The sequence below is a fragment of the Pontibacter sp. HJ8 genome (genome assembly GCF_054824225.1).
This window is the reverse complement of the sequence record NZ_JSYF01000001.1, coordinates 1-10,199: the sequence shown is the minus strand read 5'-3', so window position 1 is coordinate 10,199 and position 10,199 is coordinate 1. Positions and strand designations below refer to the sequence as shown.

Sequence of the window (10,199 nt, the reverse complement as noted above, 5' to 3'; positions counted from 1 at the left end):
AGCATAGAGAAACTGCCTATACATCCAATAATCTGGAGTTCAACTTCTCCAGCATGTACCTAAATTTTGGCCTTACCTATTTCCTGGGCAAGTAGATATAGCAGCCCTACAAAACCAGCAGCGGCCTCACCCTTTTTCAGAGTGAGGCCGCTGCTGTTATACCTATACCTGTCGGCTATACCTTACCAGCCGCTCGCCAGCACATCGGCAATGTGCATGGTTTTGATCGGTTTCTTCTCGCGTTGGATGTAGCCGTCGAGGTGCATGAGGCAGCTGCTGTCGGTGGAGATGATGTAATCCGCGCCGGTGGCCAGGGCATTCTCCACTTTCTGTTCGGCCATCGCTACGGAGATCGACTCAAACTTCACGGCAAAGGTACCGCCAAAGCCGCAGCAGGTCTCGTTATCCTCCATCTCGATCATATCCAATCCTTCCACTCCTTCCAGTAAGGCCCGTGGCCCCGCTTTGATGCCGCACTCGCGCAACGCACTGCAGGAATCGTGGTAAGTAGCTTTGCCGTGCAGGGCGGCTCCCGGTATGGTAGTCACGTCCAGCACTTCCGTCAGGAACTCGGTCAGCTCGTATACCTTCTTCTGCATGGCCCGGTACTTCACCAGCTTCGATGACTTTACAAAGATATCCTGGTACGCATTGCGCACCATACCTACACAAGAGGCCGAGGGAGCTACAATGTAATGCGATGTTTCGTTGGAGAAATCGTCGAGAAACTTGTTGGCTACTTCACGGGCTTCATCAAAAAAGCCGGCGTTGAACGCAGGCTGCCCGCAGCAGGTCTGGTTCGGGTTGTAGTTTACCTCGCAGCCGAGCCGCTCCAGCACCTTAACCATGTTCATGCCTGTTTCCGGATGCAACTGGTCCACGAAGCAGGGAATAAAAATATCTACAATTGTTTTTCTTGCCATAATCAGGAAAAGACTGCGCCCGAGGCTGCCAGGGCAGCAGCAAAGGCTTGCTTGTTCAGGTTCAAATTTAAACCATTATTTTCGAAGTAGCTGATCAAATTTTCAGTGGCCATGTTCCCTACCAGTTCATCCTTGGCCATCGGGCAGCCACCATATCCCCGCAGGGCTCCGTCAAACCGGCGGCAACCGGCCTGATAGGCTGCGTCCACTTTCTCTTCCCAGGTGGCAGGCGTGGTATGCAGGTGCGCCCCGAACTCAATGTGCCCGAAAGCCGGTATCAGCTGACCGAACAGGTACGTGATATTGTCCGGGTTGGATACACCGATGGTATCCGACAGGGAGATAATCTTCACCCCCAGCTTGTCCAGATCCTCCACAAACCCGATCACCGTGCCGGCGTCCCAGGGATCGCCATACGGATTACCAAAGCCCATCGAGATGTAGGTCACGAGTGTTTTGTTATGCTTTGCGCAAATATCCTGAATTTGGGCCAGCTGGGTCATGGCCTCGGCTATACTTTTGTTTGTATTACGCTGCTGGAACGTTTCCGAAACCGACAACGGAAAACCCAGGTAGTCTATCCCGCGATGGGATGCCGCTTCTTCTGCCCCACGCACATTGGCAATGATGGCCAGTAATTTGGAGGCGCTTCCCTTCCGTTCCAGGTTTGCCAGTACCTCAGCCGTATCGCTCATCTGCGGTATAGCTTTCGGAGAGACGAAGCTGCCGAAGTCAATCGTATCAAACCCCACCTGCAGCAGCGTATTGATGTAGTTGATCTTGGTTTCGGTAGGTATAAACTGCTTCAACCCCTGCATCGCATCGCGTGGGCATTCTATAATTTTCATAAGTTCATATACTTTTTCACTGCGTTTTCAAATATACGAATTACTAAGCTCCCTGGCTTTGTCATACCTTTATCTAATATTCTTATATCCGGAATCACTCTTATTCATTCAGGATATAACTAAGCTGCTTATCCTGGCCGCTAAAATTCAGCTACCACAGGCGGCCAGGCGGGTGTTGCCGGAACCCGGGGCTCCGGGTATGGCACGTAGTTGTGAATGACTGCAACGTATGCAAAGTCCGTATAGCAGGAGGGCGGTCCCCATCTGCCTTATAATTCTGCAAATAAAAGCGCGTTGCCATCGTATAGGAAGGCAGGACACAACAAATAGAACCATGGAAAACCTGATAGAGTACTTGGATGAATCACTCATTCCGCTGGAACAGAAAGTAAAAGAGTATCTGCACATAGAGCGCGACATACGACTGCTGGAGGTGGAATTGCTCTCCCTGCAAAGTATAAAGCCGGACTATGATCCGGAACAGCAGAACCTGGAACAGCGCATCGCAGCCGGTCAGCCCAGCAGCACCTTCAACGACAAAGAGCAGAAGATGGTAGAATTGCTCGAACAGTACAAACAGCTTCAGAAAGAAGTTATTGACCTGTTGCCCGAAAAAAACAAATTCGTAGAACTGAACCTGGGTTATGGCCCCAGCCAGGTAGGCTATTTCACCACAGATCCCGAAACGCATGCCCCGCTTGACGAGCCGGTACTGCGCGTAGTTCACTAAATTTAGTACCTTTGGTTTATGAGCCTTTGCCCGTTCTATCGCCGGAGGCTATCCTAAACACCACATACCCCACATGGGCTTATTGATCCTTTATCTTGCCGTTGCTCTTTTTTTCTCTTTCCTGTGCTCCTTGCTGGAAGCAACCCTGTTGAGCATCACCCCCTCTCATGTGGGCACTACCACAGAAGAAAATCCGGTTCTTGGCAAGCACCTGCGGGAATTTAAAGACAATGTAGACCGGCCGCTGGCCGCTATCCTTACCCTCAACACCTTTGCTCTTGTTCTGGGGGCGGCCGGCGTAGGCAGCCAGGCCCAACGGATATGGGGGTATGAATACGTATCGCTGGTCTCCGCTATACTGACCATCTTCATCCTGATCCTGGCTGAGATCATCCCCAAAACCCTGGGCGCTAACTACTGGAAAACGCTCACGCCCTTTACCGTCAGAGCGCTCCGGATCATCATTTACTCGCCCCTATACCCGATCATCGTCTTATCCCAATTCATCACCAGGCGCCTCAAAAAAGATAAGGACCGCAGTGTGCTGAGCCGTGCCGATTTTGCCGCCATGGCCGAGATCGGTATCAAAGAAGGTATATTCAAGCGGGGAGAATCGCAGATGCTGCGCAATGTCCTGCGGTTCAATAAGATCATGGTGCGTCACATCATGACGCCACGCACCGTGATTCAGGGAGCCCGGGAAGACCAGACGATCGTGGAGTATTTCAAGGAGGTGAAAACACTGCGCTTCTCCCGTATCCCCCTGTACACAAATAACCTGGACGACATTGACGGCTATGTGCTGAAGGATGAGATCCTTTCCAAACTGATCTCGAACGAAGGCTCCCTGCCTCTCAAAAGCATCTGCCGCAGCATAGAAGTGGTAACGGAATACATGCCCATCCCGGAGCTCTTCAACCGCCTGCTGAAAGAACAGAACCACATTGCCCTGGTAGTGGACGAGTATGGTGGCACAGCCGGCATCGTGACGATGGAAGACATCATCGAAACGCTGCTGGGTATGGAGATCATGGATGAGATGGATAACGTGGAGGACATGCAGAAGTGGGCCCGCGACAACTGGGCAAAACGGGCAAAAGGGATCGGCTACCACCCCGAAGAATAGTCAGGAAAGTTCAGAACCTCAGGTTGAACACTGAAAAAGGCAGCGGCAGCAGGTATGCTATACCTGCTTCTGTAACAAATAGCCTGGTCCTCGTCCACCTTTCGCCGAAAAAGTCCTATCTTCGGGTTTAGATTATCTTCCCGATACATGGCTCAGCTTTATTTCCGCCAGACAACCGTTCAACAGGAGTTTCAGGCTCCGCTTTCGCTCTTCGAACTGCACCAGCAGATACGGGAAGAGCTGGAAGTGGCGTTCCCGGAAAGCTATTGGGTAGTGGCCGAAATCTCGCAGGTATCGCCGGACAAGCGCAAGGGGCACTGCTACCTCAACCTGGTGGACAAAGGCGATGACCCACGGGGGGCTTTGCAGGCGCAGGCCAGGGCTACGATCTGGAGCACCCGCTACCAGATGCTGGGGCGCTACTTTGAGGAGAAAACGGGCCAGCCCCTTAAAGCTGGCCTCAAAATCCTTTTCCAGGCCAATGTGCGCTTTCATGAGCTGTATGGATTGAGCTTGGACATCGTCAACATCGATGCCAACTATACCATCGGCGACCTGGCACGGCAGCGGCAGGAAACCCTGAAGCGGCTCGAAGCGGAAGGCCTGCTCACGGCCAACAAAGAGCTGGAATTACCCCTGGCTCCGCAACGGCTGGCGATCGTTTCCTCTTCCACCGCAGCCGGCTACCAGGATTTTATACATCAGCTCGAAAACAACGCATACGGCTATACCTTCAGCACCCGGCTTTTTCCGGCGATCGTGCAGGGCAATGAGGCGCCTGCTTCCATCACCAAAGCCATGGCCCTGATCGCCAGGTATAGCCACCTGTTTGATGCCATTGTGGTCATTCGGGGAGGTGGTTCGCAATCGGACCTGAGCTGCTTTGACGATTACCGGGTAGCAGCGGCGATCGGGCATTCTCTCCTGCCCGTGCTCACCGGCATTGGGCACGAGCGCGACGAAAGTATAGCCGACCTGGTCGCGCATACCCGCCAGAAAACACCAACGGCTGTTGCCAACTTTCTGATCGATAAGTGTCGGGAAGTAGAAGAGCATGTGGAAGGTTTGTTTGACAGCATCTACATGTTCTCGGCGCAGCTGTTGCGCCTCTCCACAGACAAGCTGGAGCGGCAGAGCCTGAAGATCTCCAACCTCACCAACACCTACCTGCAGGAAGGACGTGAGATGTTGGAGCAATTTTCCAGAAGCCTGCTGCTGAAACCAAAGAACTTCCTGGATAACCAGAAACACCAGGTGCGCGACAAAGAGCAGTCGATCCGGGGCTATACCAAAGACCTGCTGCACCTGCGAAGCAAGCAGCTCAGTGAGCTGTCGGTATGCGTAGAAGGTATAGGGCAGCGCTGGCTCCACTTCAAAGAACAGGACCTGAGCAAGCTGGTACATTGTGTGGAGACGGAAGCAAAAGATAAACTCAAGCGCAGCCAGCTGGCTTTTGTCAAGTGCAGTGATAAGATCCACTACTGCGCAGAGAAAAAAGTAAGCACCGCCGCACACCAGGTCGACCTGCTGGAGACCCGCATACAGGCCAATGATCCGGAGAAGCTGTTGCTGCGGGGCTATACCCTGACGCTAATCAACGGCAGAATAATAAAAAGCATGGGGCTGATAAAAGAAGGAGATGTAATCGAGACCCGCCTGCAGGATGGCAGGGTACACAGTTTAGTTGTAAATTTAGATACCAATGACGAATAAAGACATAAACCAGATGACTTACCGCGAAGCCACCCAGGAGCTGGAGGAAATTCTGCGGGCCATCGAAAGCGACGCAGTCGATGTGGATGAGCTGACCCAAAAAGTACAACGCTCTTCGCTGTTGATAAAACTCTGCAAAGACAAGCTCCGCAATGCTGAGAACGCCATCAACCAGGTGTTCAATGAAGAGAACTGCGAAGAACCCACCCGGCAGGAAAAGAACAATCCTTCCAGCGGTAAATTATTTTAACAAACCATTGACCTAACAAAAACGCCCCAGCCGGATCAAGTTCCGGCAGGGGCGTTTTTGTTCTGATAAGAAACTTATTGTAGCTCCTTCGGCAACTTTTTCTGCTTCAGTTGCACCAGGCGCGAGAGCAGCCTTCTGGCCTCTTCGCAGGTATCGAGGTGGTACTTAGCGACCGAATGAGAGTTGCCAATCTTGACCGTGTAGGCATCCCGCGGCATCGCCTTGAAGATGTCCTCGTCCCCCCAATCGTCGCCCAGCGCCAGAATAAAGTCGTGTGGCGACATGTTGAGCCAGAAACTGGTCGCTTTGCCTTTGCTCACTTCCTGCGCCTTGACCTCAACGGCCATTTGCCCGTCGAGCACCTGCAGGTTGCTGTTGGTGGCCAGGAAATTGAGGTGGCTGACCAGCTCACGGGCTCGTAATTCGCCCAAACCGGTTTCTACGCGGCGGTAGTGCCACACCAGCGAAAACTCTTTTTCTTCGATAAACGAGCCCGGCGTACGGTCCACGTACAGGTCCAGAATGAGGCGGATATCGCTTTTCCAGTCGTCGATCAGGCTTGTCATGGTTTGCCAGCCCGTTCCGCGCTGCTTGATCCAGACGCCATGCTCGGCGATCAGATCAATGTTCAGGTGGCCCAGCCAACGTTGCATGTTGTCCTTCTCGCGGCTGCTGATCACGACTACCCTGTTTTTAGGATTGTTGCTCAGTACCTGCAACAGCTCCAGCAGGTCTTCATCCGGGGTAGCCATCAGCGGCCTGTTGTGGTAGTCAACCAATGCCCCGTCGTACTCGAGGAAGAACAGGCGGGTACTCGAAGTCGTGTAGGAGTTGCTCAGTTCCTGGAAAGTAGCCTCGTCCAGGTAGGTAGTAGCCATCGACAGCTGCTTGATCTTCACGTAAGACAAGCGGTCCATGAACATGCTCACCCAATGGTGTATGTTATACCTGCGCAAGGACTCCTGCATGTTATGCATGTGCTGCTTCTGCGTCTCTTCCGGCATGGTGAGGGCCGTATGCAGCGTCTCCACCATCTGGTTGATATCATTGGGATTGATGAGCAAGGCCTCTGAAAGCTCCTTGGACGCACCCGCCATCTCGCTTAAGATCAGTACACCCGTCTGGTCCAGTTTGCTGGCAACGTACTCCTTGCAAACCAGGTTCATGCCGTCGCGCATGGGTGTTACCAGCGCCACATCGGCCATGCGGTAAAAAGCCGAAAGCGTTTCGAGTGGGTACGAGCGGTAGAAATACTGGATCGGGTTCCAGTTCATGTGGCTGTACTCTCCGTTGATACGACCTACGAGTTCATCTACCTCGTTTTTCAGTTCCTTGTATTTCTCCACGGCATCCCGCGAAGGCACCACCAGCATCACCAGCGTTACCTTTTCATGAAATTCGGGATACTTTTTGAGGAACAGCTCAAACGCCAGCAGCCGCTGCGGTATACCTTTGGAGTAGTCGAGGCGGTCGATGGACAGGATGATCTTCTTGGTCTGCAGGTTGCTGCGGTAAATTTTTTCGCGCTTCTTTACCTCCTCGCTGTCGGCTGTCTGGGAATACTTTTCATAATCAATGCCCATCGGGAACGAGTCAACCAGCAGCGACCGGTTGCCGGTGTTGATCCAGCCGTGGGTGCTGCCGTGGCCAACGAGCCGGTTCACGGAGCTAAGGAAGTGGCGCATGTCGTCGTAGGTATGGAAGCCGATCAGATCGGAGCCCAGCATACCTTCGAGCAGCTCTTTGCGCCAGGGCAAGAGCCGGAAGATCTCGTAAGACGGAAACGGAATATGCTGAAAAAAGCCGATCGTGCTGTCGGGCAATTTTTCACGCAGCAACGAAGGCAGCAGCAGTAACTGGTAGTCGTGTACCCAAATGGTATCGTCCGGTTCCGCCAGTTTCACGACCTCTTCGCAGTACTTTTCGTTAACGGCTACATAAGTTTCCCAGAGTTGCTGCTCATAAATGGCATACTGGCTGAAATAGTGAAAAGTAGGCCACAGTGTTTCATTGCTGAAGCCTTCGTAAAATTCCTTGATCTCTTTTTCAGTCAGGAATACCGGGTGCATATTCTGATCGTGCAGACTTTCGGCTACCTTCTCCTGCTGTGCTTCCTCCTCTACCACCATACCCGGCCATCCGATCCAGAGATTATTCTTCTTTTTGTAGATGGAGCCAAGTCCGGTAGCAAGTCCGCCTTCGCTTGGTTTGAAGTCGAGTTTACCTTCCTTTTCCTGAAGCTTGATGGGAAGTCTGTTTGATACAATGATCAATTTCGCCATGTGTTATAATACCTTGAATCAGGCAATCTGCAGCAACGCGGAGAGGATCAATAGCATTGCAGTAGAGACTTGATTACATGTTTGAAAAATGAGTTTATTGGCAGTTCTACCTATCATACGCAAGAATTCCGCGCACGTTTTCAGTATATAGCATTAATTATATTTATAGTATCTGGTTTATATAATATTAAACAAAGTGCCGGATTTGCAAGTACCATCCTTTTGGTTTAACGTTTTTAGTGGCAGGAAGACCTGAGTTTCAGGTTTTGCCTAAACCTTATGGAAAGAATAACGCATTTTATTTCAGAACTGGATCAACTGGTCCTTGGCCTTCTGATACTGATACTTGGCATCGTAGCAGGCATTCTCGTAAAGCTCTTTTTGTTCAAGCTGCTCAACCTGTACAACAGTAAAACCAGCCCGCACCTGGTGGCTTCCATTACAAGGCACATGGACAAGCCTCTCTCTTTTTTTATACCCTTGCTGTTTGCAGCCTTTTTTCTGGCTTTGACACCCTTTACCCCTGAGCAGCGCGAATTTTTCAGACGCTTGATAGAACTCCTGACCATTGCCGGATTTGGGTGGATCATGCTGCAGTTGGTACTTGTGGCACAGGACATGGTACGTTTAAAATACCAGATCACCAAAGAAGATAATTTCCGGGAGCGCAGGCTCATCACACAACTTCAGTTCATCAAGAAACTGTCGATATTGCTCATCTCTTTTATCACAGTTTCCCTTATCCTGCTCTCCTTCGAGCCTGTCCGCAAGCTTGGCACCGGTATGCTTACATCGGCAGGTATAGCCGGCGTCATCGTTGGTTTTGCTGCGCAGCGTTCCCTGGCTAACCTACTGGCTGGCCTGCAAATCGCTTTCACACAACCCTTGCGCATAGACGATGTGCTGGTACTTGAAGGTGAATTTGGTCGTGTAGAGGAAATTACCCTGACCTATGTCGTGCTGCGCATCTGGGACAACCGCCGCCTGATCCTACCCCTAAATTATTTCATCGAAAAACCATTTCAGAACTGGACCCGTACCGGATCGGACATTCTGGCTACGGTATACCTCTACACCGACTATACCGTGCCGATTGACAAGCTCAGAAAAGAACTGGAACGCATATTGGACGGCACCCCTCTTTGGGACAAAAAAGTACAAAACCTGCAGGTAACAGATGCAAAAGAGAACTCACTGGAGTTGCGTGTGATGGTGAGTGCCGCCAGTTCAGGTATAGCCTGGGACCTGCGCTGCCATATCCGGGAAAATCTTGTTACCTTTATACAACAACATTACCCGGGCGCGTTGCCTAAGGTAAGAGCTGAACTGGGCCAGGAACAATAGCAGGTACCGGTCAATAAGCATTAACACATACAATACAGCCAAAGGATAAATCATTAAATGGATTATTTCAAAGGAATTGACCCGGAAATAATGAACTGGGTCATTATACCTATACTCATATTTCTGGCCCGCATCGTGGACGTAACCCTGGGCACCCTGCGGATCGTGTTCATATCGAAGGGAGACAAACTGATAGCGCCACTGCTGGGCTTTGTAGAAGTACTCATCTGGCTGGTAGCCATTACGCAGGTTATGCAGAACTTGAGCAATTTTGTTTCCTACTTTGCCTGGGCCGCAGGCTTTGCAACAGGTAATTTTCTGGGTCTTCGCATTGAGCAGAAGCTGGCGCTGGGGCAAATGGTAGTGCGGGTGATTACGGTGGAGTCGGCCGAAGATCTGATCGAGCGCCTGGCCGGCCGTGGCTACCGACTGACCAGCGTGGACGCCAAAGGTACGCGCGGCAAGGTCAACCTGCTCTTCATGATCGTCAAGCGGAAAAAATTAAAGGAAGTAATCGGTATTATCCGCGACTACAACCCCAACGCCTTCTACTCTATCGAGGATGTAAGATCTGTGTCGGGTGTAGAGATTCCGGAAGAGGAAGTGGAACGCAAGATCACTTTCAGAAAATTCTTCCCGCTGCGTAAGGGGAAGTAGGTATAGCAGATGGAGAGTAGGCACTTTGCCTGTTTAGGTATAGCACAGTTTCTTTTGGAGCGCTCTGCTCAAGGATGGAGAATAGTTTGATCACAGGCGCTACTCAAGCTGCAGCAATTCATGTGTTAGGTATACCGGGTCCAACCACCCCTCCCCCAGGAGGGAAGCCTGCTGTTACTATTTGAGACATCTTGTTTCATAGCCACTGATTCGTCATCCCCCTGCCCCCATCGAAGGGGGACTTTTCAACCCCAAACTGTCATTTCGAACGGCAGTGAGAAATCTGGATGATACCTATAGCTTGTATCAGATTTCTCCCGTTGGTC

At 51.3% G+C, this 10,199-nt stretch carries 9 protein-coding genes; 6 read left to right on the top strand and 3 right to left on the bottom strand.

Features of this window, described 5'->3' with window-relative positions; all coding sequences use genetic code 11:
• Positions 1 to 182: 182 nt before the first annotated feature.
• Together OB13_RS00045 and OB13_RS00040 are read right to left on the bottom strand one after the other, a co-directional pair.
• Positions 183 to 923, bottom strand: a complete 741-nt coding sequence (locus OB13_RS00045) for a (Fe-S)-binding protein (protein ID WP_461488088.1) — start codon at positions 921 to 923, stop codon at positions 183 to 185.
• 2 nt (positions 924 to 925) lie between these two features.
• Positions 926 to 1,771, bottom strand: a complete 846-nt coding sequence (locus OB13_RS00040) for a hydroxymethylglutaryl-CoA lyase (protein WP_461488087.1) — start codon at positions 1,769 to 1,771, stop codon at positions 926 to 928.
• 334 nt (positions 1,772 to 2,105) lie between these two features.
• Here OB13_RS00040 and OB13_RS00035 point away from each other — a divergent pair, with 334 nt between their 5' ends.
• The 4 genes from OB13_RS00035 (at position 2,106) to xseB (ending at position 5,590) form a co-directional block, all read left to right on the top strand.
• Positions 2,106 to 2,501 carry a hypothetical protein gene (locus OB13_RS00035; protein ID WP_461488086.1) on the top strand — a complete coding sequence of 132 codons (396 nt, stop codon included), beginning with the start codon at positions 2,106 to 2,108 and terminating at the stop codon, positions 2,499 to 2,501.
• A 73-nt stretch (positions 2,502 to 2,574) separates the two neighbouring features.
• On the top strand, positions 2,575 to 3,627 hold the full coding sequence (locus OB13_RS00030; RefSeq protein ID WP_461488085.1) for a CNNM domain-containing protein: 1,053 nt from the start codon (positions 2,575 to 2,577) through the stop codon (positions 3,625 to 3,627).
• A 147-nt stretch (positions 3,628 to 3,774) separates the two neighbouring features.
• A complete protein-coding gene (xseA, locus tag OB13_RS00025; protein WP_461488084.1) occupies positions 3,775 to 5,340 on the top strand; it encodes an exodeoxyribonuclease VII large subunit in 1,566 nt (521 codons plus the stop codon).
• Complete coding sequence (xseB, locus tag OB13_RS00020; RefSeq protein WP_461488083.1) at positions 5,330 to 5,590, top strand: exodeoxyribonuclease VII small subunit; 261 nt, start codon at positions 5,330 to 5,332, stop codon at positions 5,588 to 5,590. The genes xseA and xseB overlap by 11 nt, the downstream gene beginning before the upstream one ends.
• A gap of 74 nt (positions 5,591 to 5,664) precedes the next feature.
• Here xseB and OB13_RS00015 read toward each other — a convergent pair whose 3' ends face one another.
• Positions 5,665 to 7,872, bottom strand: coding sequence for a bifunctional alpha,alpha-trehalose-phosphate synthase (UDP-forming)/trehalose-phosphatase (locus tag OB13_RS00015; RefSeq protein ID WP_461488082.1), 2,208 nt, complete (start codon positions 7,870 to 7,872; stop codon positions 5,665 to 5,667).
• Between the two features lie 279 nt (positions 7,873 to 8,151).
• Between OB13_RS00015 and OB13_RS00010 the strand changes: the two genes are divergently transcribed.
• The gene (locus tag OB13_RS00010) at positions 8,152 to 9,216 is read left to right on the top strand and encodes a mechanosensitive ion channel family protein (protein WP_461488081.1); all 1,065 of its coding nucleotides are present in this window, start codon (positions 8,152 to 8,154) and stop codon (positions 9,214 to 9,216) included.
• A 57-nt stretch (positions 9,217 to 9,273) separates the two neighbouring features.
• On the top strand, positions 9,274 to 9,873 hold the full coding sequence (locus tag OB13_RS00005; RefSeq protein ID WP_461488080.1) for a DUF2179 domain-containing protein: 600 nt from the start codon (positions 9,274 to 9,276) through the stop codon (positions 9,871 to 9,873).
• Positions 9,874 to 10,199: the final 326 nt, after the last annotated feature.